At 60.3% G+C, this 24,984-nt stretch carries 22 protein-coding genes; 6 read left to right on the forward strand and 16 right to left on the reverse strand.

Annotation, left to right across the window (positions count from 1 at the left end; genetic code table 11):
* Window positions 1–802 precede the first annotated feature (802 nt).
* Window positions 803–4,696 carry a phosphoribosylformylglycinamidine synthase gene (gene purL / locus C3F38_RS21665; RefSeq protein WP_170310540.1) on the reverse strand — a complete coding sequence of 1,298 codons (3,894 nt, stop codon included), beginning with the start codon at window positions 4,694–4,696 and terminating at the stop codon, window positions 803–805.
* Between the two features lie 274 nt (window positions 4,697–4,970).
* Between purL and mltF the strand changes: the two genes are divergently transcribed.
* On the forward strand, window positions 4,971–6,431 hold the full coding sequence (mltF, locus tag C3F38_RS21670; protein WP_033644113.1) for a membrane-bound lytic murein transglycosylase MltF: 1,461 nt from the start codon (window positions 4,971–4,973) through the stop codon (window positions 6,429–6,431).
* Here the strand turns inward: mltF and tadA are convergent, their stop codons facing one another.
* Window positions 6,432–6,938: a tRNA adenosine(34) deaminase TadA gene (tadA, locus tag C3F38_RS21675; protein WP_055311833.1), complete on the reverse strand. Its 507-nt coding sequence runs from the start codon at window positions 6,936–6,938 to the stop codon at window positions 6,432–6,434.
* A gap of 117 nt (window positions 6,939–7,055) precedes the next feature.
* Between tadA and C3F38_RS21680 the strand changes: the two genes are divergently transcribed.
* A complete protein-coding gene (locus tag C3F38_RS21680) occupies window positions 7,056–8,108 on the forward strand; it encodes a DUF2157 domain-containing protein (RefSeq protein ID WP_047730063.1) in 1,053 nt (350 codons plus the stop codon).
* 51 nt (window positions 8,109–8,159) lie between these two features.
* Here the strand turns inward: C3F38_RS21680 and yfhb are convergent, their stop codons facing one another.
* The 3 genes from yfhb to murQ are packed head-to-tail and all read right to left on the reverse strand — an operon-like array spanning window position 8,160 to window position 11,099.
* On the reverse strand, window positions 8,160–8,816 hold the full coding sequence (gene yfhb / locus C3F38_RS21685; RefSeq protein WP_055311834.1) for a phosphatidylglycerophosphatase C: 657 nt from the start codon (window positions 8,814–8,816) through the stop codon (window positions 8,160–8,162).
* A 3-nt stretch (window positions 8,817–8,819) separates the two neighbouring features.
* On the reverse strand, window positions 8,820–10,187 hold the full coding sequence (locus tag C3F38_RS21690) for a PTS transporter subunit EIIC (RefSeq protein ID WP_038870853.1): 1,368 nt from the start codon (window positions 10,185–10,187) through the stop codon (window positions 8,820–8,822).
* 18 nt (window positions 10,188–10,205) lie between these two features.
* Window positions 10,206–11,099, reverse strand: coding sequence for an N-acetylmuramic acid 6-phosphate etherase (murQ, locus tag C3F38_RS21695; RefSeq protein WP_055316268.1), 894 nt, complete (start codon window positions 11,097–11,099; stop codon window positions 10,206–10,208).
* Window positions 11,100–11,266: 167 nt separating this feature from the next.
* On the opposite strand from murQ, the gene C3F38_RS21700 reads away from it, so the two are divergent.
* The 3 genes from C3F38_RS21700 to C3F38_RS21710 all read left to right on the forward strand — a co-directional run bounded on the left by C3F38_RS21700 (window position 11,267) and on the right by C3F38_RS21710 (window position 14,149).
* Window positions 11,267–12,115, forward strand: coding sequence for a MurR/RpiR family transcriptional regulator (locus C3F38_RS21700; RefSeq protein WP_033654299.1), 849 nt, complete (start codon window positions 11,267–11,269; stop codon window positions 12,113–12,115).
* Between the two features lie 143 nt (window positions 12,116–12,258).
* On the forward strand, window positions 12,259–13,797 hold the full coding sequence (locus C3F38_RS21705) for a phosphoethanolamine transferase (RefSeq protein ID WP_190272378.1): 1,539 nt from the start codon (window positions 12,259–12,261) through the stop codon (window positions 13,795–13,797).
* A 91-nt stretch (window positions 13,798–13,888) separates the two neighbouring features.
* Window positions 13,889–14,149 (forward strand): YfhL family 4Fe-4S dicluster ferredoxin, encoded by a 261-nt coding sequence (locus tag C3F38_RS21710; RefSeq protein ID WP_033635622.1) that lies wholly within the window; start codon window positions 13,889–13,891, stop codon window positions 14,147–14,149.
* A gap of 45 nt (window positions 14,150–14,194) precedes the next feature.
* On the opposite strand, the gene acpS is transcribed toward C3F38_RS21710, so the two are convergent.
* The 7 genes from acpS to lepA all read right to left on the reverse strand — a co-directional run bounded on the left by acpS (window position 14,195) and on the right by lepA (window position 20,746).
* Entirely contained in the window at window positions 14,195–14,575 is a 381-nt protein-coding gene (acpS, locus tag C3F38_RS21715; RefSeq protein ID WP_019452319.1) for a holo-ACP synthase, read from the reverse strand.
* On the reverse strand, window positions 14,575–15,306 hold the full coding sequence (gene pdxJ, locus C3F38_RS21720) for a pyridoxine 5'-phosphate synthase (RefSeq protein ID WP_047730060.1): 732 nt from the start codon (window positions 15,304–15,306) through the stop codon (window positions 14,575–14,577). The genes acpS and pdxJ overlap by 1 nt, the downstream gene beginning before the upstream one ends.
* 71 nt (window positions 15,307–15,377) lie before the next feature.
* Window positions 15,378–16,109 (reverse strand): DNA repair protein RecO, encoded by a 732-nt coding sequence (gene recO, locus C3F38_RS21725; protein ID WP_004929165.1) that lies wholly within the window; start codon window positions 16,107–16,109, stop codon window positions 15,378–15,380.
* A gap of 6 nt (window positions 16,110–16,115) precedes the next feature.
* Entirely contained in the window at window positions 16,116–17,024 is a 909-nt protein-coding gene (gene era / locus C3F38_RS21730) for a GTPase Era (RefSeq protein WP_004929162.1), read from the reverse strand.
* Complete coding sequence (gene rnc / locus C3F38_RS21735) at window positions 17,021–17,701, reverse strand: ribonuclease III (RefSeq protein ID WP_004929158.1); 681 nt, start codon at window positions 17,699–17,701, stop codon at window positions 17,021–17,023. The genes era and rnc overlap by 4 nt, the downstream gene beginning before the upstream one ends.
* A 235-nt stretch (window positions 17,702–17,936) precedes the next feature.
* The gene (lepB, locus tag C3F38_RS21740) at window positions 17,937–18,914 is read right to left on the reverse strand and encodes a signal peptidase I (RefSeq protein ID WP_033644122.1); all 978 of its coding nucleotides are present in this window, start codon (window positions 18,912–18,914) and stop codon (window positions 17,937–17,939) included.
* A gap of 32 nt (window positions 18,915–18,946) precedes the next feature.
* Window positions 18,947–20,746: a translation elongation factor 4 gene (gene lepA / locus C3F38_RS21745; RefSeq protein ID WP_038870842.1), complete on the reverse strand. Its 1,800-nt coding sequence runs from the start codon at window positions 20,744–20,746 to the stop codon at window positions 18,947–18,949.
* Between the two features lie 518 nt (window positions 20,747–21,264).
* Here lepA and C3F38_RS21750 point away from each other — a divergent pair.
* Window positions 21,265–22,101, forward strand: a complete 837-nt coding sequence (locus C3F38_RS21750; protein WP_055316267.1) for a hypothetical protein — start codon at window positions 21,265–21,267, stop codon at window positions 22,099–22,101.
* Here the strand turns inward: C3F38_RS21750 and rseC are convergent.
* From rseC to rpoE, 4 genes are read right to left on the reverse strand one after another with little or no spacing between them, the layout of a single operon-like run.
* The gene (gene rseC / locus C3F38_RS21755; protein ID WP_038870836.1) at window positions 22,098–22,574 is read right to left on the reverse strand and encodes a SoxR-reducing system protein RseC; all 477 of its coding nucleotides are present in this window, start codon (window positions 22,572–22,574) and stop codon (window positions 22,098–22,100) included. The genes C3F38_RS21750 and rseC overlap by 4 nt on opposite strands.
* The gene (rseB, locus tag C3F38_RS21760) at window positions 22,574–23,530 is read right to left on the reverse strand and encodes a sigma-E factor regulatory protein RseB (protein ID WP_038870833.1); all 957 of its coding nucleotides are present in this window, start codon (window positions 23,528–23,530) and stop codon (window positions 22,574–22,576) included. The genes rseC and rseB overlap by 1 nt, the downstream gene beginning before the upstream one ends.
* A complete protein-coding gene (gene rseA / locus C3F38_RS21765; protein ID WP_038870829.1) occupies window positions 23,530–24,183 on the reverse strand; it encodes an anti-sigma-E factor RseA in 654 nt (217 codons plus the stop codon). Before rseA ends, rseB begins: the two co-directional genes overlap by 1 nt.
* A gap of 30 nt (window positions 24,184–24,213) precedes the next feature.
* Window positions 24,214–24,789, reverse strand: a complete 576-nt coding sequence (rpoE, locus tag C3F38_RS21770) for an RNA polymerase sigma factor RpoE (protein WP_004929136.1) — start codon at window positions 24,787–24,789, stop codon at window positions 24,214–24,216.
* Window positions 24,790–24,984: the final 195 nt, after the last annotated feature.

A 24,984-nucleotide genomic window follows, 5' to 3' on the forward strand; every position in this document is an offset into this window, starting at 1 on the left:
AAAAGCTGCGGGTTCGGTGAACCGCGCCCATAGGCCTGGCCTGCCGACGGCATGCGGCCTCGGTAACATCAACCGGTGTGAAAGCAAGAGTGTGGGGAAAGCGTCTGCGTTCGAGGGCATAGGCAACGAAACGGGAATAAGCGCAGCGTTGATAAATGACATCGGGGCAAGAAACTTGCCCCAACGCAAGGAAAGTGTGGATGCCCTTAAGTCTCGTCCCCAGGGTGATGTAGCGCAGCGGCTGGCATCGAACAGGACGAATAGCATCCGTAAGTATCCAGGATTGATGAACCCTTCATCACAGTTGGATACAGGCGGTGCCTCACTCCACGTGTCGCCCGATGCTTGATAAAGCCGTTTGCACGGTCTGTTATCGGTTTGGTTGGACGATAGGCACCATTTCTTTGGCATCATTCGGAGGCTTATGAGGCGATTTGCCGTCTATTTACGGCGCCGTCATAAAAAGTTGAATGAGCAACCGACTAGAATAATGCACGTTGCGTGCCAACTTTGCAATAAAAATAATAACAATATGATTTTATTGAAAAATAAAACCATATCAGCAAATTTCTTTGCGCATCACGCCCCGATGAGCGATGAAAAAAACGCCGCGCTGTCGCCAAATGCAGACAACCAAAGCCAAACCCACTTATGGCCAATAAAATCAAAAAGTTAAATGTCTCCATTTGGCGACACGAAAAATAGCGCCTGTCGCAAAATGCAGACACTGCCGCCAATCGCCGAACCTCGGCCATAAAAAAGGGCGCAATTGCTTGCGCCCTGTGTACGGTGGTGGCCGTATTTAGCCCAGTTGCTTACGGGCGTTGCGGAACATGCGCATCCACGGGCTGTCCTCGCCCCACTCTTCCGGGTGCCAGGAGTTGCTGACCGTTCGGAACACGCGTTCCGGGTGCGGCATCATTACCGTGGCACGCCCGCTGGCGCTGGTCACGGCGGTAATGCCGTTCGGCGATCCGTTCGGGTTAGCCGGGTAAGTTTCCGTTACCTGACCGGCGTTGTTGACGAAACGCAGCGCCACCAGGCCATGGCTTTCCAACGCCGCCAGATGCGCCGCATCGCGCACTTCGACATGCCCTTCACCGTGGGAAACGGCGATCGGCATGCGCGAGCCGGTCATGCCCTGCAGGAACAGCGACGGGCTGGCCGCCACTTCCACCAGGCTGAAGCGCGCCTCAAAGCGATCCGACAGGTTGCGCACGAAGCGCGGCCAGTGTTCGGCGCCCGGGATCAGCTCACGCAGGTTGGACATCATCTGGCAGCCGTTGCACACGCCCAGCGCCAGCGTCTGCGGACGGTGGAAGAACGCTTCGAACTCGTCGCGCACCCGCTCGTTGAACAAGATAGATTTCGCCCAACCTTCGCCGGCGCCCAGGACGTCGCCGTAAGAGAAGCCGCCGCAGGCCACCAGCGTGTGGAAGTCCTGTAGATCGCGGCGTCCTGCCAGCAGATCGCTCATGTGCACGTCCACCGCGTCAAAGCCGGCGCGGTGGAACGCCGCCGCCATTTCAACGTGGGAGTTCACCCCCTGCTCGCGCAGCACCGCCACTTTCGGGCGAGCGCCCTTGGCGATGTACGGCGCGGCGATGTCTTCCTCCGGTGCGAAGGTCAGCTTCACGTTCAGACCGGGATCTTGTTCATCCTGCTTGGCCTGATGTTCCTGATCGGCGCACGCCGGGTTGTCGCGCAGGCGCTGCATCTGCCAAGTGGTTTCCGCCCACCAGGTGCGCAGCGTATTGCGGCTTTCACTGTACAGCGCCTTGCCATGTTGGGTGATGACGAAACGATCGCCGGCCTGCACGCTGCCGATGTGATGCACGTTGTCGGTCAGTCCGTGCTGAGCGAACGCCTGCTTCACGTCGTCGAGACGTTCGGCGCTCACCTGGATCACCGCGCCCAGCTCTTCGTTGAACAGCACCGCCAGCGCATCGTCGCCGAGGCCGTCGAGATTGACGTCCACACCACAGTGACCGGCGAAGGCCATCTCCGCCAGCGTCACCAGCAGGCCGCCGTCGGCGCGGTCGTGGTAAGCCAGCAGCGCTTGCTCGGCCACCAGCTGCTGCATGGCGTTGAAGAAGCCCGCCAGCTGCGCAACGTTGCGCACGTCGGCCGGTTTGTCGCCCAGTTGGCGGTAAACCTGCGCCAGCGCGGTGGCACCCAGCGCGTTATGGCCGTTGCCCAGGTCGATCAACAGCAGCGCGCTGTCGCCCTTATCGGTGCGCAGCTGCGGCGTCACGGTGTGGCGCACGTCCTCCACGCGGGCGAAGGCGGTGATGACCAGCGACAGCGGCGACGTCATTTCGCGCTGTTCGTTGCCTTCCTGCCAGCGGGTTTTCATCGACATGGAGTCTTTGCCCACCGGGATGGTGATGCCCAGCGCCGGGCACAGCTCTTCGCCCACCGCTTTCACCGCTTCGTACAGCCCGGCGTCTTCGCCCGGGTGGCCAGCGGCGGCCATCCAGTTGGCGGACAGCTTCACGCGCTTCAGGCTGCCGATCTCGGTGGCAGCCAGGTTGGTCAGCGCTTCCCCGACCGCCAGGCGGCCGGAGGCGGCGAAGTCCAACAGCGCCACCGGCGCACGTTCGCCGAGCGACATCGCTTCGCCGTAGTAGCTGTCCAGGCTGGCGGTGGTGACCGCGCAGTCGGCCACCGGGATCTGCCACGGGCCGACCATCTGGTCACGCGCCACCATGCCGGTAACGGTGCGATCGCCGATGGTGATCAGGAAGGTTTTCTCCGCAACGGCCGGCAGATGCAGCACGCGTTTCACCGCGTCGGCCAGCGTGATGTTCTCACGCTGCACCGCCTGGCCACTTGCCTGCAGGCGGGTAACGTCGCGGGTCATTTTCGGCGTCTTGCCGAGCAGCACGTCCAGCGGCATGTCGATCGGCTGGTTGTCGAAGTGGCGGTCGTTCAGCGTCAGGTGCTGTTCTTCGGTCGCTTCGCCGATCACCGCATAAGGTGCGCGCTCGCGGCGGCAGATCTCGTCGAACTGCGCCATCTGTGCCGGGGCAATCGCCATCACGTAACGTTCCTGCGATTCGTTGCACCACACTTCCAGCGGGCTCATGCCCGGCTCGTCGTTGAGGATATCGCGCAGCTCGAAGCGGCCGCCGCGGCCGCCGTCGCTCACCAGCTCCGGCATGGCGTTGGACAGGCCGCCGGCGCCGACGTCATGGATAAACAGGATCGGGTTCTGGTCGCCCAGCTGCCAGCAGCGGTCGATCACTTCCTGACAGCGGCGCTCCATTTCCGGGTTGTCGCGCTGCACCGAAGCGAAGTCCAGATCGGCATCGGACTGGCCTGACGCCATCGACGAGGCCGCGCCGCCACCCAGGCCGATATTCATCGCCGGGCCGCCCAGCACCACCAGCTTGGCGCCGACGGTGATTTCCCCTTTCTGCACGTGATCGGCACGGATGTTGCCGATGCCGCCCGCCAGCATGATCGGTTTGTGATAGCCGCGCAGCTCAACGCCGTTGTGGCTGTTGACGCGCTCTTCATAGGTACGGAAGTAGCCCAGCAGCGCCGGACGACCGAATTCGTTGTTGAACGCCGCGCCGCCCAGCGGGCCTTCGGTCATGATATCCAGCGCGGTGACGATGCGTTCCGGCTTGCCGAAATCCTGCTCCCACGGCTGTTCAAAGCCGGGAATGCGCAGGTTGGACACCGAGAAGCCCACCAGGCCGGCTTTCGGCTTGGCGCCGCGGCCGGTAGCCCCCTCGTCGCGGATCTCGCCGCCGGAGCCGGTCGCGGCGCCCGGCCACGGCGAGATCGCCGTTGGGTGGTTGTGGGTTTCTACCTTCATCAGGATGTGCGCGTCTTCCTGATGGTAATCGTACTTGCCGTTCTCCGGCGCGGCGAAGAAGCGGCCGACCTGCGAGCCTTCCATCACCGCGGCGTTGTCTTTATACGCCGACAGCACGTAGTCCGGCGTCTGCTCATAGGTGTTCTTGATCATCTTGAACAGCGATTTAGGCTGCTGTTCGCCGTCGATGATCCAATCGGCGTTGAAAATCTTGTGGCGGCAGTGCTCGGAGTTGGCCTGTGCGAACATATAAAGTTCGATATCCGTCGGGTTGCGCCCCAAACCGGTAAAGGCATTCAGCAGGTAGTCGATCTCGTCCTGCGCCAGCGCCAGGCCGAGCCGGACGTTGGCCTGCTCCAGCGCGGTGCGCCCTGCGCCCAGCACGTCGACCGACTGATACGGCGCCGGCTGATGGTGCGCGAACAGCTGTTCGGCCTGTTGCAGTTCGCTGAAGACGGTTTCCATCATGCGATCGTGCAGCAGCGCGGCAAGCTGGCGCCACTGGGTTTCCGTCAGCTCGGGCGCCTTGACGTAGAACGCCAGGCCGCGCTCCAGGCGCAGCACCTGCTGCAGACCGCAGTTGTGGGCGATGTCGGTGGCTTTAGAAGACCAGGGAGAAATGGTGCCCGGACGCGGCGTGACCAGCAACAACCGGCCTTCGGGAGCGTGTTCGGCGAGAGAAGGACCGTACTTGAGCAGCCGCTGAAGTTTGGCGTGTTCTTCGGCACTGAGCGGTGCGCTAACATCGGCAAAGTGGACGTACTCGGCGTAGATATCACTGACGGGCAGGTGGGCGTCCTGGCAGCGGGACAGCAGTTTGGTAATGCGAAAAGCCGATAAAGCGGGCGAACCACGCAGAATTTCCATAATCAAAGTTCTCTCGTCTTCGAAGCGACGGATAAGACGCTTCATTGGGCGCAACAGGGGAAAACGCGCGCCATTATAGAGAATCCTCGCCGCCGACGAAACCGTTTGCGTAGGGATTATTGATAAAAGCGTGCCGCGCCGTCGAATTGTCATAACGTGTCAATAAAGTTGCACACTGGCGTTTTGTTGCGCAAAATGCCCCCGCACTGGTGATTTAACCATGAGAAAAGTCGCGGTTGTCGTCGCCGGTGTACCTGTGCCACCACTGGATAACTATTTGAAACGTCTTAAAATAAACTACATCCTCATCGGCGTTGTCACCCTGCTTCTGGCTCTCGCGCTGTGGCCCAATATCACCTGGCGCAGCGGCCAGGGCGGGCAACTCCAGGAGATCATCTCCCGCGGCGAGTTGCGTATCAGCACGCTGAATTCACCGCTGACCTATTTCAACACCAAGCAAGGGCCGGGTGGGCTCGACTACGAACTGGCGAAGCGCTTCGCCAACTACCTCGGGGTGAAGCTGGTGGTGATCCCCCATCAGAACATCAATGACCTGTTCGACGATCTGGACGACGACGACGCCGACCTGCTGGCGGCCGGCCTTATCTACAACCAGGAGCGCCTCAGCCGCGCGCGCACCGGCCCGGCCTACTACTCCGTTTCCCAACAGCTGGTGTACCGGCTGGGCACCCCGCGGCCAAAAGGCTTCGCCGACATTAAAGGCAAGCTGGCGGTCGCCTCCGGTTCCGCGCACGTCAGCACACTAAAGCAGCTCAAACAGGATAAATACCCGGATCTCGCCTGGGAGTCCTCCAGCGATCTCACCTCCAAAGAGCTGCTGGAGCGGGTGGCCGACGGCAAGCTGGACTACACCCTCGGCGATTCGGTGACCATCGCGCTGCTGCAGCGCATCCATCCGCAGCTGGCGGTGGCGTTCGACGTCACCGACGAAGAGCCGGTCACCTGGTATCTGAAACGCGACGGCGACGACAGCCTGTACGCGGCGATGCTGGACTTCTACAGCCAGATGGTGGACGACGGCACCCTGGCGCGGCTCGAAGAGAAATACCTCGGCCACGTCGGCAGCTTCGACTATGTGGACACCAAAACCTTCCTGTCGGCCATCGACTCGGTGCTGCCCAACTTCCGCCCGCTGTTCGAGAAGCACGCCAACGAGATCGACTGGAAGCTGCTGGCGGCCATCGCCTATCAGGAATCGCACTGGAATCCGCAGGCCACCTCACCCACCGGCGTGCGCGGCCTGATGATGCTGACCCGCGCCACCGCCGACGGCCTGGGGGTCAACGACCGCCTCGATCCGGAAGAGAGCATTCAGGGCGGCGCCCTTTACCTGCAACGGCTGATGGCCAAGGTGCCGGACAGCGTGCCGGAAGACGAGCGCATCTGGTTCTCGCTGGCGGCCTACAACATGGGCTGGGGCCACATGCTGGACGCGCGCAAGCTGACCAAGACGCAAAAAGGTAACCCCGACAGCTGGGTCGACGTCAAGCAGCGCCTGCCGATGCTCAGCCAGAAGCGCTACTACCCGCAGTTGACCTACGGCTATGCGCGCGGGCGTGAAGCCTACAACTATGTAGAGAACATCCGCCGCTACCAGGTCAGCCTGGTGGGCTATCTGCAGGAAAAAGAGAGAAAGGCGGCGCAAGCGGCCGCCGAGCAGGAGGCGTTGGGGAAAGGCTACCCGACGGTGATGCCGGAACTGGCGCTCAACTACTGATTATTCCGGCTTTTCCGCCGCCCGCTGCGCCAGCCTGAGAGCTTTTTTCTGTTCACGGCGCAGACGGAAGAAATTGCTCAGGGTGGCGGCGCATTCGTCCGCCAGCACGCCCGAGACGATCTCCACCTGATGGTTCATGCCCGGATGGCGCAGAATGTCCACCAGTGAACCGGCCGCGCCGGTTTTCTCGTCGGCGGCACCATACACCAGCCGGCGGATACGGCTGTGCACCATCGCACCGGCGCACATCACGCAGGGCTCCAGCGTGACGTACAGCGTGGCGTTCAGCAAACGGTAGTTTTGCAGCACCGCGCCGCCCTGGCGCAGCGCCATGATCTCGGCGTGTGCGGTAGGATCGTGTCGGCCGATCGGGCGGTTCCAGCCCTCGCCGATGACCTGATTGTCCAGCACCAGCAGCGCACCCACCGGCACCTCGCCCTCTTCCTGCGCGCGCAGGGCCAGCTGCAATGCCTGACGCATCCAGTACTCATCGTTATATTCAGTCATCGCATAATTCCTCGTGCGCTTTTGCGGCGGGCATTATACACACTAGCCTCCCTTTGTCGTAGCCGCCCGCCAATGGCTATACTGGCCAAATCAGCGTGTGATTCAGGGACAAGAAGCATGAAACTCAGTAAAAAGAACGCGGTCGTGGTGCGCAAGGCGCTGGACGGCTGGGTGGGAGAAGGAGCCTTGACGGCCGAACAACGGCAGCAACTGCTGCAGCATGTGGCCGTGCAGCCTTTCGACTGGCGGCGGCTGGCGCGCTATGCGTTTCTCGCCGCGCTGGCCTCGCTGCTGATCGCCGTCACCAGCCTGTTCGCCGACAGCGCACTGCTTGAATGGCTGAGCGAACTGTTCCGCTTCGACGCGCCGGTGCGCATGGCGATCGCCGGCATACTGGCGGCGCTGGCCTACGTCTGGGCGCTGCGTCGCCGCCGGCACCACCCGGAAAAACGCTACGGCAATGAGGCCGCGCTGTTTGTCGCCGTGTTGCTTACCGCCTGCGCCTTATGGCAGCTGGGGGTCTGGCTGGATAACGGCAGCGGCCGGGTTTCCGTGCTGCTGCTGTTCGCCGCGCTGCTGTACGGCGCGATCGGCTGGTTCAGCCGCTCCGGGCTGGTGTGGTGGTTCGCCCTGCTGTCGCTCGGCAACGCCTTCGGCGCCGAGACCGGCTACCTGTCCGGCTGGGGCGCCTACTGGCTCGGCATGAGCTACCCGATTCGCTTTATCGCCTTTGGTGCGGTACTGATCGCCGCCGCGCTGCTGTTGCGGCCGCTGTTGGCGCAACGCGGCCTGCAGCGGGTGTCGCTGGCGATGGGCCTGCTGTACCTGTTTATCGCCCTGTGGCTGCTGTCTATCTTCGGCAACTACGGCGATCTCGACAGCTGGTACAGCGCGCGCCAGATCGAGCTGTTCCACTGGAGCCTGCTGTTCGGGCTGGCTGCCCTCGCCGCCATCTGGCTGGGGTTGAAGCATGACGACGCCATGCTGCGCGGCTTCGGGCTGACCTTCCTCGGCATTAACCTTTATACCCGTCTGTTCGAGTTTTTCTGGGACAGCATACCGAAGGCGGTTTTCTTCGTGCTGCTCGGCCTGAGCCTGTGGGCACTGGGGCATTATGCGGAGAAGATTTGGCAGCTGGGGCGCAAGCCGCACGACGTGACCGACGACTGATCGCGCTGCAGATAGATAAAAGCAGAAAGGGCGGAATCTTCCGCCCTTGGTTTATTCCAGCTGCTGCAGCTCACCCTGCTTGCTTACCCGCCAGCGGTGCTCACAAAAGAACAGCAGCGGATTATCCTGCTTGCTGTCGCTGTAACCGCTGTACAGCTTCAGCGGCGCACCGAGCCGCTGCTCCAGCTGTACCACTTTCTGCGCTCCCAGGCAGCGCAGGGTCAAGACCCAGCCGCCGCAGCGGCGCGTGATGCGGCTGCCGATCAACCGTACCCGCGGCAGAAACGCCGAATCGCGATACACCTGCTCCACCAGCCGCTCCGGCGAGCCGGTAATCAGCCACACTTCGGCATCGTGCTCCTCCAGGTACTGCCGCAGCCGCATTTGCACCACCGGAAATGCGGTCACCTTCTGGCGAAAGACCTCGATAAACTGCCGCTCCAGCGCCTTTAGCGTCGCTTCGGAACGCCCGAAAGTGATCGCCCACAGCAGCAGGCTCATCGGCCAACGCGCGGCGCGCCCCAGCAGCAGCAGCGCCAGACCGATCGGCAGCAGCAGCGGTATCACCAGCAACAGGTTCAGCGGTAAGCGGCGCAGTAGAAAACGTAAGAAACTGCCGAACATATCCTCCTGATGCAGGGTGCCGTCCAGATCGAAAAAGACCACGCGGCGCCCCTCTGCGGCCGGTTGTTGCTGCTTGTCGCTCAAACGCTACTCCTCGGGATCGTTGAACCCCATCATCCAGGTGAAGAGAAAACCGGCGATAATCGTAATCAGCATCCCCGCCAGATACAACATCACCTTACCTGAGACGATGGTCAACGCCAAAGGCAGCCCCGAAATGCCGAAGGTGATCACCGTCGCCACCTTCCAGTAGCTGATAAGCGCTCCGCCGACCGCACCGCCGAGGCAGGCGCCGATAAACGGCCGGCCCAGCGGCAGCGTCACCCCGAAGATCAGCGGCTCGCCGATGCCGAGAATGCCGACCGGCAACGCCCCTTTGATCACCTTTTTCAGCCGCGCATTGCGGGTTTTCAACAGCACCGCCAGCGCCGCCCCCACCTGCCCGACGCCGGCCATCGCCAGGATCGGCAGCAGCGGGTTGGAACCGTGCGCCTGCACCAGCTCGACGTGGATCGGTACCAGCCCCTGATGCAGACCGGAGAGCACCAGCGGCAGGAACAGCCCCGAGAGCAGCGCTCCCACCAGCAGCCCGCCCTTGTCGATCGCCAGATTGGCGCCGTGGGCGATGGCGTCGGAGATAATGCCGCCGATCGGCTGCAGAATCAGGATCGCCAGCGAGGCGGTGACCAGCGTGGTCAGCAGTGGGTTAAGGATCAGTTCGACCGACTCCGGCAGCAGCGTGCGCAGGCGTTTCTCCACCCAGCACATCAACGCCACCACCAGCAGCACGGCGATCACCCCGCCGCGCCCCGGCTGCAACGCCTCGCCGAACAACGTGATCTGCGCCAGCGCCGGGCTGGAGAGAATGCCGGCCATGACGCCGCCCATCGCCTGAGAGCCGCCGAATACCCGCGCGGCGTTGACCCCGACCAAAATGTTCATGATGGCGAACACCGCGCTGCCGAAGATCGCCAACAGCCCCAGCACGTTCGGGTAGTCCACCGCCAGCTGGCCGGCGATGTCGGGCCGTTTCAGCAGGTTGATGATGCCGGTGATCAGGCCCGAGGCGATAAACGCCGGGATCAACGGAATAAAGACATCGGCCAGTTTTTTCAGCGCGCCGCTCATCGGCGCAGCGTATTTTTGCTTGGCCTGCACCTTGGTGCGGGCCGCGTCACCGACGGCGACGACGGGCTGCGCGCTACCGCCCAGCAATTCGCGCATGGCGTCCACCACCTTGGCGGCGGCGCCTGGGCCGACGATAAACTGATGCTGCTCACCCTGTTTGATATAGCCCTTCACGCCGGGCAGCTGCCTGAGGGCGGCCAGATCCAGGCGCTGCTCGTCGCTGACCTCGACGCGCACCCGCGTCATGCAGTTCTCCAGTTTGAGGATATTACCCTCGCCCCCCACGCCCGCCAGGATCTGTGTCGCCAATGCCGTTGTCTTGTCCATCGCCGCCCCCACCGTGAATTAACGCGCCAGCGCCGCGCGCAGGTAGCCGTCGTGCCGCTGCAGCCGCTGCTGCGCCTCTGCAGCGCTGACGCCGGCTAAAATCATCAGGATCGCCGGTTTGACTTCGAAGCCGGTCTGCGCCAGCGCTGCCTCCGCCTGAGCGCGTTCGGCGCCGGTCGCCTCCACCACGATGCGGCAAGCGCGATCCACCAGTTTGACGTTGGTGGCCTTCACGTCCACCATCAGGTTCTGGTAAACCTTGCCCAGCTTGACCATCGCGCCAGTCGACAGCATGTTGAGCACCAGCTTCTGCGCAGTGCCGGATTTCAGGCGCGTCGAGCCGGTCAGGGCCTCCGGCCCCACCACCGGCGAGATCGCCACCTGCGCTTCGTGCGCGATCGGCGAATCCGGGTTGCAGGAGATGGCCGCCGTCGGGCAGCCCAGCCCGCGCGCATAGCGCAGTGCGCCAATCACATAAGGCGTGCGCCCGGAGGCCGCCAACCCCACCACCATATCGACGGCGGTGAGGTTCAGCGCCCGGAGATCGGCTTCGCCCAAAGCTTCGTCGTCTTCCGCCCCTTCCACCGCTTTAAGCAACGCGCCCGGCCCGCCGGCGATCAGCCCCACCACCACGCCGTGCGGCACGCCGAAGGTCGGCGGGCACTCGGAGGCATCCAGCACGCCCAGGCGGCCGCTGGTGCCGGCGCCCAAATAAATCAGCCGCCCACCGGCCTTCAACGCCGCCGCGGCCAAATCGACCGCCTGCGCGATCGCCGGCAGCACCTTTTCGATCGCCTCCGGCACCTTGCGGTCTTCCTGGTTAAAGCAGCGGACCATCTCCAGCGTCGACATCTCATCCAGCCCCATGGTGGCCGGGTTGCGGGTTTCCGATACCAGTGCGCCTAAGTTCATCTGTTCACCTTTGAATTTTTAATTCACAAAATTAAATCAATATTTGAATATTTTATTCAACAAAGCGAGCGCTATTTGCTATTTTAACGGCGAGCTCACAAAAATTTTCACCGCGCGTTTTCGCCGCCTGCATGGCAAAATGGCCGCTGGTTTCCAGGGAAAGATCAATGAGTACCCTTCTGCGCATTCGCCAGATGTATCCGACACTGGCGCAAAACGACCGCAAGCTGGCGGATTTTTTGCTGAACAACGCCGAGCAGGCACGCCATCTCAGCTCGCAAAAGCTGGCACAGCTGGCCGGCATCAGCCAGTCGAGCGTGGTGAAGTTCGCCCAAAAGCTGGGCTATAAAGGTTTCCCGGCGCTGAAGCTGGCGCTGAGCGAGACGCTGGCCCAGCCGCAGGCCGAACCGGTAGTGACCGTTCACAACCACATCCTCAGCAGCGACACGCTGAAAACCGTCGGTGAAAAGCTATTGGCGGAAAAGCAGGCGGCGCTGCGCGCGACGCTGGACATCAACAGCGAAGAGCGACTGCATCAGGCGCTGGACATGCTGCGCCAGGCGCGCCGGGTGATGCTGATCGGCATCGGCGCTTCCGGGCTGGTGGCCAAGGATTTTTCCTTCAAGCTGCTGAAAATCGGCGTGATGGCGGTGGCCGAGGCGGACATGCACGTTCAGCTGGCGGCGGTGCAGGCGCTGGACAAACGCGATCTGCTGCTGGCTATCTCCTTCAGCGGCGAACGGCGTGAAATCAATCTGGCGGCGGAAGAGGCGCGCCAGGCCGGCGCCAGGGTGTTGGCGCTGACCAGCTTCTCTCCCAACGGCCTGCAGCAGCGCGCGGATCACTGCCTCTACACCATCGCCGAAGAGCCCCACACCCGCAGCGCGGCCATCTCTTCCAGCACGGCCCAGTACGCTCTCACCGATCTGCTGTTTATGGCGCTGATTCAACACGATCTCGATCATGCCCGCGACCGCATCAAGCACAGCGAACAGTTAATGAAAAAGTTGGTTTGAGGCGTATAATGGCGGCCGATAAAACGCCGCCAGCTCAATTATTTTCCTTCTCTGCATTCGAAAAATAATATGCGGACGGTGACTCGCTCAATTATCGATCAATAATTGAGCATGCATGGACAGCATTATTTAACGATACCATTATGAATACACACACTGTTATTTTAGATAAGTTGCGGCACTCCGTGGCTCACCCGACCCTGCGCACTTTTTTATTTTACGCCATTATTGCTTTGATATTGATCAAAGCGATGGGATACAGCGGTGGAAAAGGCATTGATATTCTTTTTATTGCACTTATCTTGCTATTATTATCTATCCATTCGCTTACCCGTTACGGCCTGATTATTCCGTTTATTCTGCTGTGCGCGCTGTATGCGCCGGTCGGGGCCATATACGGTTCCCCATCAGCCGTCGTGGTGTCAGCCCTGCTGCAATCCAACCCGATAGAGGCAAGGGAGTTTTTGCAAACCCTCCCGGTCAGCTGTTATCTGTTGCCTATCGCCATTCTGGTTACGCCGGTCATTCTCGGTCGATTTATTTGGCGATACCCCCTGTCAAAGAAAACAATATTGACCGCATTGGCCCTGCTTACGGTGATTATTATCGTCAGAGCATTCAGCGGTGGGGTGAGTAATCTTAGATTGTCTAACTTCTTTTTATCCACTTATTCGGCTTACCATCAATACCAACAGCAGATTGATGAATTAAACACCGACGTTTCAGCACCAAACCGCTGGTCGCTTTCCGCCGGCGCACCAACGAATGAGAACTATGTCATTATCGTCGGCGAAAGTATGCGCAGGGATCATATGTCCTTATTTGGTTATCCGGTGTCCACTACACCGTTTCTGGATAATGCCAAGGGACGGTTTTACAGTAATTATATTTCCACCGCGCCGAATACGTTCGAATCGCTCCCCCGCACGCTGGCTTTAAGCAACGGCCACAGCATTGCCCTCGGAGATAATATCATCACCCTGGCAAAAGCCGCAGGCCTCAATACCCACTGGCTGTCCAATCAGGGCCTGTTCGGGCAATTCGATACGCCGGTATCAAAAATCGCCATGTTCAGCGATAACCATTACTTCCTGAAGAAAGGCGACTATCAATCGCGCAACACCGATGATGATGCACTGCTGCCGATATTTGACCAATTATTGAGCCGCCAAGGGCAAGGCAACCTGTATGTGCTGCATCTGATGGGCTCGCACGCCGACTTTTGCGAGCGGCTTAACGGCGAACCGCCGAGCGTCGAGTCGCCGAATAAGGAGCTGGCCTGCTACCTCTCTACCTATCGCAAGACTGATCGTTTTATCGAGCAGGTTTATCAAAGTCTGAAACAGACCGGCGCGCCGTTTAAACTGTTCTATTTCTCCGATCACGGTCTTTCCCATAAGGATATCGGCGGCATACGTTCTCTGCGTCACAGCGGCGATACCCGGCAGAATTACCAGGTGCCGTTGCTGGTGCTGAGCGATCGCGACCAACAGCACCAGATCATTGATGATCCCTTGAGCGCGTTCGATTTTATCGGGTTGTTTGCTCAAGAGGCGGGAATACGGGTTGCCCATCCGGAGGTGATGCCTACGATGGCGGATACCGATAAGCGCTGGGTGTTTGACGGGCAGAGAAGGGTTGATTTCGATCAGTTGGCTGACGACCCACCTGAGTTACCCTAAGCGGTAAGATGACGAAAAAACGCCCGCCGCGCGGTGATTCTATGATAGATTGCGCGCCAGCCCGAGCACACCGATGGAAAGATAACTGACAATGGCACTGCTGATTACCAAGAAATGCATCAACTGCGACATGTGCGAGCCGGAATGCCCGAACCAGGCGATTTCGATGGGCGATGAGATTTATCAGATCGATACCGATCGCTGCACCGAGTGCGTCGGCCATTATGATACGCCGACCTGCCAGCAGGTTTGCCCGATCGACAACACCATCATCACCGATCCGCAGCATCGCGAGACTAACGAACAGCTGTGGGACAAGTTTGTGGTGCTGCACCACGCCGATCGCATTTAATCCGCCGCAGGACTGACAAGGGCGCCACAGGCGCCCTTTCTATTTTCAACTTTCGACGATCACCGTCGCGCAGGCATAGCGCCGTTCGTCGGCCAGCGAAACGTGGATCGCGGCGACCCCCATTTCCCCGGCGAGCTCGGCGGCACGGCCGTGCAAACGAATATTCGGCTTGCCCAACGCATCGTTGAACACTTCGAACTGATTGAACGCCAGGCCGTTGCGAATGCCGGTGCCGAACGCCTTGGCGGCGGCCTCTTTCACGGCGAAACGTTTGGCCAGAAAGCGAATCGGCTGCTGGTGCTGCTGATACAGCGCCCACTCGGCGTCGCTCAGCACGCGGCGCGCCAGACGATCGCCGCTGCGCTCCACCACCGCTTCGATACGCGCCATCTCAACGATGTCGGTACCCAGCCCGAGCACCGCCATTACCGGCGCGCTTCCCGCATCAGCACTTTCATGTCGGCAACCGCGGCCGGCAGCCCGCACATCACCGCCTGGCCGATAATCGCATGGCCGATGTTCAGCTCGTGCATTTCCGGCAGCGCGGCAATCGGCTGCACGTTGTGGTAGGTCAGGCCGTGGCCGGCGTTGACCTTCAGCCCCTTCTCGGCCGCGTAGGCGGCGGCTACCGCGATGCGGCGCAGCTCGGCCTGTACCGCCAGCTCGCCCTGCGCTTCGGCGTAGGCACCGGTGTGGATCTCGATATAGGGTGCGCCCACCGCCACCGCCGCGTCGATCTGGCGATGATCGGGATCGATGAACAGCGAGACCAAAATGCCCGCCTGCGCCAGGCGTTCAACCGCCACGCTCATTTTGTCCAGCTGGCCGGCGACGTCCAGGCCGCCTTCGGTGGTCACTTCTTCACGTTTTTCCGGCACCAGGCAGCAGAAGTGCGGCTTCAGCTCAATGGCGATGTCCAGCATCTCGTCGGTCACCGCCATCTCCAGATTCATGCGCGTCTGGATGGTCTGGCGCAGCAGGCGCACGTCGCGGTCGGTGATGTGGCGGCGATCTTCGCGCAGATGCACGGTAATGCCGTCGGCCCCCGCCTGTTCGGCAATGAATGCCGCCTGAACCGGATCCGGGTATTGGGTTCCGCGCGCGTTACGTAACGTGGCGATGTGATCGATATTGACGCCCAGCAGCAAATCAGCCATGACAACCTCTAAATACGATTTTCAGTGCCAGCAGTTTACACGCGGGCGCAGGGCGGCAAAAGGGGAAAAGGTCAGGCGTCGTCGACCGGCGTATTCGGCTGTTTGCGCACGAACTGGCGGAACAGTTCGCGGCTCTTCAACGGCTTGCCGCCGAGGTAGGGTTTCAGCGCCATACGGGTGAAACGCTTGGCGGCGCGCAGCGTCTCGGCATCGGGAAACTGCCGCTCCGCCAGCGCGCGCAGTTCGCGCCCGGTGAAGCTGTAGTGATCCACCACCAGGCTGGCGATAAAGCCTTTCTCTTCGCGATAGCGATAGGTCATGGCGTCATCCACCGGCAGGCCGCTGCCGGCGCAGTGCAGGAAATCGAGGCCGTAGCCCAGGTGGTGCAGCAAGGCCAGCTCGAACTGACGCAGCGCCTGTTCCGGCGAGCTGTCTTCCGCCGCCAGCGCCTGCAGGCATTGCAGATAGTCGAAGAACAGCACCGAGTAGTTGGTTTCCTGCTCCAGCACGCGCGCCAGCAGTTCGTTCACGTACAGGCCGCTGTAAAGCATCATGCCGCTGAGGGGTAAACCGAGGGAGACCGCTTCGGCGTTGCGCAGCGTTTTCACTTCGCCGCGGCCGCCCCAACGCACTAACAGAGGAGTAAAGGGCTGCAGGCAACCCTTCAGATTGGAGCGGCGGCTGCGCGCGCCTTTCGCCAGCAAGCGCACCCGCCCATGACCTTCGGTAAACAAATCCAGCATCAGACTGGTTTCACTGTACGGCCGCCCATGCAGGACGAAAGCGCGCTCCCAGCCGTCCACGGATCGTTACTTCAGATCGTCAACATAGCCCAGGCTGCGCAGCGCACGTTCGTCGTCCGCCCAACCGGATTTCACTTTCACCCACAGCTCGAGATGCACTTTGGCGTCGAACATCTGTTCCATGTCCTGGCGTGCTTCGATGCCGATGGTTTTGATCTTGGCGCCTTTGTTGCCGATGACCATTTTCTTCTGGCCTTCGCGCTCGACCAGGATCAGGCCGTGCACATCGTAGCCGCCGCGATCGTTAGCCACGAACTGTTCGATTTCTACCGTCACCGAATACGGCAGCTCTTCGCCCAGGAAACGCATCAGCTTCTCGCGGATGATCTCAGACGCCATAAAGCGCTGGGAGCGATCGGTGATGTAGTCTTCCGGGAAGTGGTGTTCCGCTTCCGGCAGCAGCTTGCGCACGATGCCGGCGATGGTGTCAACGTTCATCCCTTTCTCGGCGGAGATAGGCACCACGTCGAGGAAGTTCATCTGCTGGCTGAGGAACGCGATGTGCGGCAACAGCTTGGATTTGTCGGTGACGTTATCGACCTTGTTGATCGCCAGCAATACCGGGCAGCGCAGGCTGCGCAGCTTGTTGACCACCATTTCGTCGTCGGCGGTCCAGTTGGTGCCTTCGACCACGAAGATCACCAGTTCGACGTCGCCGATCGAGCTGCTGGCCGCGCGGTTCATCAAGCGGTTGATGGCGCGTTTTTCTTCGATGTGCAGCCCAGGGGTGTCGACGTAGATCGCCTGATAAGCGCCATCGGTGTCGATGCCCATGATGCGGTGACGGGTCGTCTGCGGCTTACGCGACGTAATGGAAACCTTCTGCCCCAGCAGTTGGTTCAGCAACGTCGATTTGCCCACGTTCGGGCGGCCGACGATGGCGATAAACCCGCAGTGTTGTTTTACTTCGCTCATTCAAGCTCCAGCTTTTTCAGCGCTTGTTCCGCTGCCGCCTGCTCGGCTTTACGGCGGCTCGAGCCGGTGCCCACCACGGGCTCGCTCAAACCACTCACCTGGCAGTGGATGGTAAACTCTTGGTCGTGCGCTTCACCGCGAACCTGCACAACCAAATAAGAAGGCAACGGCAGATGACGCCCCTGCAAAAATTCCTGCAAACGGGTTTTCGGGTCTTTCTGCTTATCACCGGGGCTGATTTCGTCCAACCGGCTGCGATACCAGTCCAAAATCAGACGCTCGACGGTCTGGATGTCGCTGTCCAGGAACACGCCGCCGATCAATGCCTCCACCGTATCAGCCAGGATTGACTCGCGGCGGAACCCACCACTTTTCAATTCGCCCGGCCCCAGCCGCAGACATTCGCCCAGGTCAAACTCGCGCGCCATCTCCGCCAGCGTGTTGCCGCGCACCAGCGTGGCGCGCATGCGGCTCATGTCGCCCTCGTCTACGCGAGGAAAGCGGTGATAGAGCGCATTGGCGATGACAAAGCTCAGAATCGAGTCACCCAGAAACTCAAGACGTTCATTGTGTTTACTGCTGGCGCTGCGGTGAGTCAAAGCCTGCAGTAAAAGCTCCTGCTGTTGAAAAGTGTAGCCCAGCTTCCGCTGCAGCCTGTTTATTACGATGGGGTTCATGAGTTACCAATAGATCAAGAATGCGTCAAAAACTTGCAGCATACGGAACAGGCCTGCTTCGCCGAAAGCCGATCCAAAGCTGTTTCGTTTGCAGTGGCTCCCAGCAGGAGCCAACTTTTTATCGCTCGAGGAACTATTCTACAACGAGTGGAAACATAATGCTGTGTTTATATCCCCTTAATCTTTCACGCCGCAGTAGGCTGCGGCGTGAAATAGACAGAGAATAAGTCAGCGATTAATGAATGCCGCCGATCCGGCTGAAACGCACGCCGGTAGGCCACTCGCCTTCCTGCTTTTCAAAGCTCATCCAGATGGCCGTGGCTTTACCCACCAGATTCTTCTCCGGCACAAAGCCCCAGTAGCGGCTGTCCGCGCTGTTGTCGCGGTTGTCGCCCATCATGAAGTAATGCCCGGCCGGCACCACCCACTCCGCCAGCGGTTTGCCCGGCTGTTGGTAGTAAGCGCCCACCTGATCCTGCGTGCCCGGCACGGTCAGGATGCGGTGGGTCACGTTGCCCAGGCTCTCCTGACGCTCGCGCAGACGAATGCCGCCCTGCGGCACGTTGTCGTTCAGCGGGATTTGGTAGAAGCCGTTGCTGGCCTCGCCCATGCCGCTGCGGCTGAACAGCTGCACGAAGTCGCTCGGCTGGGCGTCCGCGTAGGTCACCGCCAGCGCGGTATCGCAGGACTGCCCGCTGTTGCAGGACGGCTGCACCGTGACGCGCTTATTCACCGGATCGTAAGTAATACGATCGCCCGGCAGGCCAATTACGCGCTTGATATAATCGAGCTTCGGATCCAGCGGATATTTAAATACCGCAATATCGCCGCGCTTCGGATGGCCGGTTTCAATGAGCGTGGTCTGGGTAATCGGATCTTTAATGCCGTAGGCATATTTCTCCACCAGAATGAAATCGCCAATCAACAGCGTCGGCATCATTGAGCCGGACGGGATCTGGAACGGTTCGTAAATAAACGAACGCACCACAAAGACCAGCAACAGCACCGGGAACACCGATGCGCCAGTCTCTACCCAACCAGGCTGCTTCGCCACTTTCGCCAACGTTTTATCGTCTACGGCGCCCGCGGTCTGCTCGTTGACCGCCGCGATCTTCGCGCGGCGGGCCGGCGCCCATTTAAAGCGCTCGAAGCACCAGATGATCCCGGTGACCAGGGTGGCCAACGCCAGGATCAGGGCAAACATATTCGCCATGCAAACTCCCTCGTTTCGCGAACTCGTCGCGGTTACTTGCCGTCTTTACCGACGTGCAGAATGGCCAGGAACGCTTCCTGCGGCAGCTCGACGTTGCCGACCTGCTTCATGCGTTTCTTACCGTCTTTCTGTTTCTGCAGCAGCTTTTTCTTACGGCTGACGTCACCGCCGTAGCATTTTGCCAGCACGTTTTTACGCAACTGCTTCACGGTGGAACGCGCGATGATGTGGGTGCCGATCGCCGCCTGAATCGCGATGTCGAACTGCTGACGCGGGATCAGCTCTTTCATCTTCTCCACCAGTTCACGGCCGCGGTACTGCGAGTTGTCGCGGTGGGTGATCAGCGCCAGCGCATCCACGCGCTCGTTGTTGATCAGCACGTCCACGCGCACCATGTCGGAAGCCTGGAAGCGCTTGAAGTTGTAATCCAGCGACGCATAGCCGCGCGACGTGGACTTCAGGCGATCGAAGAAGTCGAGCACCACTTCCGCCATCGGGATTTCATAGGTCAATGCCACCTGGTTGCCGTGGTAGACCATGTTGGTCTGCACGCCGCGTTTCTCAACGCACAGGGTGATGACGTTGCCCAGGTATTCCTGCGGCATCAGCATGTGACATTCGGCGATCGGCTCGCGCAGTTCCTGGATATTGTTCAACGGCGGCAGCTTGGACGGGCTGTCGACGTAGATCACTTCTTTGCCGGTGGTTTCCACTTCGTAGACTACCGTCGGCGCGGTGGTGATCAGATCCAGATCGTATTCACGCTCCAGACGCTCCTGAATGATCTCCATGTGCAGCAGGCCGAGGAAGCCGCAGCGGAAGCCGAAGCCCAGCGCGGTGGAGCTTTCCGGTTCGTAGAACAGGGAGGCGTCGTTGAGGCTCAGTTTGCCCAGCGCATCGCGGAAGGATTCATAGTCGTCGGAGCTGATCGGGAACAGACCGGCGTATACCTGCGGCTTCACTTTCTTGAAGCCCGGCAGCGCTTTATCCGCCGGCTGACGCGCCTGCGTCAGGGTATCGCCCACCGGCGCGCCGAGGATGTCTTTGATCGCACAGACCAGCCAACCCACTTCGCCGCAGTTCAGCACATCGCGATCGACCTGCTTCGGCGTGAAGATGCCCAGGCGATCGGCGTTGTACACCTGGCCGGTGCTCATGACCTTGATCTTGTCGCCCTTGCGCAGCGTGCCGTTCTTGACGCGCACCAGAGACACGACGCCCAGGTAGTTATCGAACCAGGAGTCAATGATCAGCGCCTGCAGCGGCGCATCCGGATCGCCCTGCGGCGGCGGGATGTCGCGCACCAGGCGCTCCAGCACGTCAGGCACGCCGACGCCGGTTTTGGCCGAGCAGCGTACCGCATCGGTAGCGTCGATGCCGACAATGTCTTCGATTTCCTGCGCGGCGCGATCCGGATCGGCGGCCGGCAGGTCAATCTTGTTCAGTACCGGCACCACTTCCAGATCCATTTCGATCGCGGTGTAGCAGTTGGCCAGCGTCTGGGCTTCTACGCCCTGACCGGCATCCACCACCAGCAGCGCGCCTTCGCAGGCCGCCAGCGAGCGGGAAACTTCATAGGAGAAGTCAACGTGGCCGGGGGTGTCGATAAAGTTGAGTTGATAGGTCTGCCCATCCAGCGCCTTATAATCCAGCGTCACGCTCTGCGCTTTGATGGTGATGCCGCGCTCGCGCTCCAGATCCATGGAATCGAGCACCTGCGCGGCCATTTCACGGTCGGACAAGCCACCGCAGATTTGGATAATGCGGTCAGACAGCGTCGACTTACCGTGGTCAATATGGGCAATAATGGAGAAATTTCGTATATGCTTCATTATAAAAGTTTTTCTGCCTTGGTATTTCTGAATTACTCGCCTATAGAAACCCGCATGGACCTAAAGCGACAGTGAATGGGTTAGGCCGTCTTGCACCTGAATCGCTGCATTCTACATGCCACACCACTGAAAACCTAGCGATCGGTGCAGTGAAGGCATTCTATTATGCGCAGCTAAATGTTACAGGGCACCCCGGCGGGTGAAAACAGATGTTAACGCGGACGATACGGCCTGAACCCAAGGCTTGCAGGTGCTTCGTGGCCGTCAAACTCCGGCGCTAATACATAACCGGCCGCAGCGCAATAAACCCTCTCCGAAATTATAAGAAAAGAATATTTGGATCAACCTCTTAGAATTCCATTTCGCCCCTCTGCCTTTAGGAAAAACCCCATATACGCCACCACCGCCCCTCGGATAGAAAGGGCGTGAACTCCGCGACAAAACATTATTCCGGGCACGACATCGGCAGCCCACCGGGGTTCAGCAGCATATCTGCGTACGTTGATTGGAAGGTGCATATGATCGATAAAGGGCAAATGCTGAGCCGACACGATTTTTCGAAGGTCAACTGGGGCATTCTGGCGGCGGCGGCGCTGCTGTTTAGCGTGGGGGCCGCGCTGTTGGTGCTGCCGCTGCTGAGCAGCATTGATGAGAGCGAAGTCATCACGCTGTTGCAGGCCGGCGCGGGCACGGTTTTACTCGGCTGTACGCTGCTGGCGCTGCGGCATTATCTGCGCCCGGCGCTGACCTATCGCCTGTACGAGCATGGCGTGCGGGTCTTTGACGGCCACCATCACAAAGAGCGCTTCATTCCGTTTGAGAAGATCGGCGACATCTATCGCTTTCGCGGCGGCAAAGCTTTTGGCGGGCTGTTTGACGTCACGGCGTTCCGCGCCGGCGCGGATCAGCCCTGGTGTACGGTTTTCAGCAACGTCGCCCATTCGTGGCGGCTGGCGGACATGATCGTTGACCAACAGCTGCAGCAGCGCGGGCCGCTGGCATTGAATGCGCTCTATCAAGGGGAGGTGGTGCCGTTTCACACCGTTGAGGGCGACGCACGCTGGCTGTGGCAGCTGCTGCTGGGCAAACGGCAAGGTACGCCGACCGAAACGCTGCGGCTAAGCGCCACCTTGCTGGCCACGGAAAGGGGAAACGTGCCGCTCGAGCAGATCCGTGCGGTGGAAAACCATCCGCAGCGCGGCATCCGTTTGCTCGACGGCCAGGGAAATGTGCTGTTTGCGATTAACTACGATTCGCTGCTCAGCGCCGATCTGTTCATCGCGCTGTTGGAGCATATGATCCACAACCGCATCCCCGCCTATCACAACCCGGCGATGACGCGGCCGTCGGTTTAAATCAGCGGGGAGTTTTCCGCCTGCATGCGCATCGCGGTAGGCGGCAACCCAATCTGCAGCACCACCGGCTGGTACTCGGCCTGCTCGCCCAGACGCCGGGCCAACCGGCGCGCCAGCATAAAGGCCGCCCCGCCGCCCAGCACGGCGCCGACTGCCGCCGAAGCGTCGCTGCCGAAACAGTATTGCAGCAACGTGCCGCCCAACATCATGCCCAGCAGCGGCGTTAAGTAAACCAGCATGGCGGAGCGCAGCAAGCTGCCTTCCGCAATGCCGACCTCGACGCGCTGCCCCGGTTCAAGCGGCTGATCGATATGCACCTGCAGCTGATGCTCGGTTTCCGGCACCAGCTCGTTCAACGCGCGCGCGCCGCAGCCGGAGCGCGCGGTACAGCTGCCGCAGCCGGCCTTGGGTTCACAGCGCAGCAGCGCTACGCCCTGTTGCCACGAAACCACCGTGGCCCACTCTTTCATCATTACGGCGATACCTTGAAAGAAATGCTGTCGGCGATGCGCTTGGCCGTAGCCGGCGGCAATTCGCCCACGATAGTGATTTCGTTGCCCGAGCGTACTTCGGTCTGAATGGTGCGGCGCCCCTGACGGTAGTATTGCTGCCCGGCTCCGCTGCCCGCCGGGCTGACGTTGACCGAGAAGCTGAACAGACCGTCGCTGTAAAGCCGGGATTCGACCGGCACGGCAACGTTTGGCAATTTGCGACGATTGCGCGCCACCTCGTCCACCCCGGCCGGCAGCCAGCCGGTGCTCCAGCTGAGCTGGACGTTCTCCACCGCCGGCAGCGACAGCAGCGGCGGCAGGTTGGCCTTGAGCAGCCCCTGCATCGCGCCCTGCACCTCGGCGCCGACCGCGAAGGAGATCACCCGATATTGCTCCAGCGTTTCGCCGTCGCGATCGAGCAGATCCACCCGCAGCGGCAGCTTGGTGTCCTCGTCCATCCAGACGATGTAGCTGTAGCGGGAACCGTCGCGCGCCACCACGCGCAGCACTTCACACGGCCGATCGGCGATGCGGGTGCTGCCCACGGAGATGAAGTCGTAGTACTTGGCCAGACGGGTGAAATCGGCATAGACGATCGCCGGCAGCGCATCGACGATGTGATCGCCGGTGAGCGTGAACGGCTCCAGGCCAGGCTCGAAGTAGCTGATCCCGCCGCCGCGCTGCAATACTTCGCGGCGCGGGCCATCCATGTGCAACAGCTGACCGAGCGGCACGTTGCCGATCACCGCATGGCGATAGCGCAACGACTCGATTCCCTGCTTGCTGATGCTGATATAGGCGAGCTCGTAATTGAGAGAACGGCTGGCGCTGCTCATCTGTTGCAATAACGCCCCGGACGCAGTCGGCTGCGCCGGGGCGATGCTGGAATAGAGCAGGCTGCCCGTCAATAAACAAACGGAGAACCAGATTTGCTTCATTACTGCTGTTGCATTCCTAAAGACTGAGTTCCGGGAACCTGAATGGCAGCCTGTTGCGGATTGCTTTGTTCAAGCTGCAGCTGATCCGAATGCAGGCGACGTTGCAGTTCATAGTCCTGCAGCATGGCGTTGATACGCTTGCGCTGTTCCTGCACCTGCTGCTGTTGGCCGCTGCCGGTGGAGAAGCTGTCGGCCGGGACGCCCAGGCTGACCGGTGAAGCCTGGCCCATAATCGGCAGCGTGGTGAAGGCCGGCGATTCGGACGCGTTCGATGACGCAGCAGGTTGGTTATAGTGCTGTACGCCGACGATCACCGCCAGCGACACGCAGGCCGCCATACCGATTTGCGTAATCTGGCTCGCCCAAGGACGCACTTTGTCCCAGAACGGCATTTTCTGCCAGGTGTGAGGCTGCGGCTGAGATTCCTGAACGGCGGAAGGCACCAGCCGGGCAGGTTCTTTCTCAAGTGCAGCGGCGACGCGATCGGCGATATCGAAATGCATCACTTGTCCGATATCACCCCGCAGTGTGTCACGTATCAGGTGATAGCTCTGCCAGCTTTGCTGAAGCGTTCGATCTTGCGACAGAGAACTCAACAGCTCGCTGTCGAACGATTCACCATCCATCAGAGCGGAAAGCTTTTCTTTCTGCATGCCTAAGTACCCTTCCTGTGCCCGCCATTGCTAACGCTGGATCAGCGGTTGAACTTTATTATCGATAGCTTCCCGGGCGCGGAAAATACGCGAACGTACGGTTCCGACCGGGCAATCCATGATGGCGGCTATCTCTTCGTAGCTTAGACCATCCAACTCCCGCAGGGTAATCGCCATGCGAAGATCCTCAGGGAGAGACTCAATGGTACGGAAAACTATCTGTCTCAGCTCTTCTGACAACATTAAGTTCTCAGGGTTCGAAATTTCTTTCAGTGCGCCCGCACTTTCGTAATTTTCCGCATCGTTGGCGTCCACATCACTGGATGGCGGACGGCGCCCCTGAGCAACCAGATAATTCTTTGCCGTGTTCACGGCGATTCGATACAACCAGGTATAAAAAGCGCTGTCGCCACGGAACGACTCCAGTGCGCGATAGGCCTTGATAAACGACTCCTGCACCACATCGGGCACATCGCCCTGCGGCACATAGCGGGAAACGAGACTCGCCACCTTATGCTGATAGCGCACTACCAGTAGGTTAAACGATTTCTGATCGCCCTTTTGGACCCGCTCGACCAGAACTTGATCCGTTAACTGCTCGCTCATCCGAGGTAAACTCTCCCCAAATCCGTCTCCACGCGTAAAATTGTACTGCCAGCCATACATTATTTTCCTGAGCAAGCACTCGCTTGGAGTTCATATAGAACACGAAGTTCCATATCGCCATTGTTTTTTCTGTTGATGTCACCCTATCCGTGGCTTTTGCCCGGACAGTTAGGCTAACATGAAATTCACTCTTCT

This window comes from Serratia sp. SSNIH1, from assembly GCF_002935055.1.
Taxonomy (GTDB): Bacteria; Pseudomonadota; Gammaproteobacteria; order Enterobacterales; family Enterobacteriaceae; genus Serratia; species Serratia nevei.